Origin of the sequence: Spirillospora sp. NPDC000708, from assembly GCF_040299565.1 — a bacterium.
GTDB lineage: Bacteria > Actinomycetota > Actinomycetes > Streptosporangiales > Streptosporangiaceae > Spirillospora.
This window is the reverse complement of the sequence record NZ_JBEPCJ010000255.1, coordinates 1-1,103: the sequence shown is the minus strand read 5'-3', so window position 1 is coordinate 1,103 and position 1,103 is coordinate 1. Positions and strand designations below refer to the sequence as shown.

At 67.4% G+C, this 1,103-nt stretch carries 2 protein-coding genes; both read right to left on the bottom strand.

Features of this window, described 5'->3' with window-relative positions:
• A partial coding sequence (locus ABT299_RS52795) for an NUDIX domain-containing protein (RefSeq protein WP_500255500.1) occupies nt 1-290 on the bottom strand: 290 nt, incomplete at its 3' end.
• Nucleotides 291-304: 14 nt separating this feature from the next.
• Nucleotides 305-1,103, bottom strand: a 799-nt coding sequence (locus ABT299_RS52790; protein WP_500255499.1) for an NsdA family TPR-like regulatory protein, incomplete at its 5' end; no start/stop codon positions are given.

Below are 1,103 nucleotides of genomic sequence, written 5' to 3'. Positions count from 1 at the left end.
GGGGACACCCAGTCGATGCACAGGAGCTGTCCGGGGTGCAGGTCGAGGCCCAGTTCTTCTTTCAGTTCGCGGCGGACGGTCTCGGTCGGCGGCTCGTTGGCCTCACTCATCCCGCCAGGTAAGTCCCAGTCCGGTTTGTATCTAGGGTCGACGAGGAGCAGGCGGCCTGCCTCGTCGCGGATGAGGGCGTCGGCGCCTACGCGCTTGCGCGGCTGGGTGGCGTTGCCCTCGGCGAGATAGGCACGCCATGCCTCGGGGTCACGCTCGTAGAGCGGTTCTTCTGGAGGCATCGAATCTCCTCGGCCTAACCTGCTCCGGTGGCGTCGCTGCTCAGCCAACTGTAGAGATCGCGCCTGCCCCTGAGGGCATGTTCGAGGCAGGGGAGAAACTCGGCGACTGTGGAGTTCGCTCGGTGCGGTCGGAGTAGGGCGCGCAGCTCATCGAGCTGTTGCGTTACGAGGTGCGAGCTCAGTCCCTCGATGAGGTTGAGTGTTTCGCGAGCTTGGAAGCACGCCTCGTCTGGCCTGCCTTGCGCGATGAGCACGGTCACCAGGAGCAGCCTGGCGAAGGCCCGGCTACGTGTGTGGCTGTCGGCACGAAGCTTGATTATCTGCCGGGCTTGGCGCTCGGCTTCGGCCAGGTCGCCGAGCTGGCGCATGCAGCGAGCGGCTTCACTTGCTAGAGAGCCTGCGTCGAAGGGGCTGACCCACGGGGACTGTCTGTCATCGGGGGAGCGTTCGAGTGCCTTCTCGGCATGCTGCAATGCGTCTGCACAGGCGGTTCCGTCGGCCAGTGCGGCCAAGCCGCGGGCTTCCATGGCGTAGAGCCGTGCGGAGAGTGCCGGCGCCGGCGGGGTGTCGGCGAGTTCGGCGTGGCCCTGGCGCGCCAGGGAGATGGCCTTGTCGGGCTCGTCCTGGTGCAGGGACAGTTGGCTCATGCTGGCGTAGACGTGGGCGGCGAGGTGCGGGTCTCCGCCCATCCGGGCCAGGTCGAGCGAACGGCGGAAGTGCTGGCGGGCGATCTGATCGTGGCCGGCGTCGTGGGCCATCCAGCCGGCCATCTCGGTGAACCCGCCTGCTGCGGTGAAGATGCTCGTGCGTCCC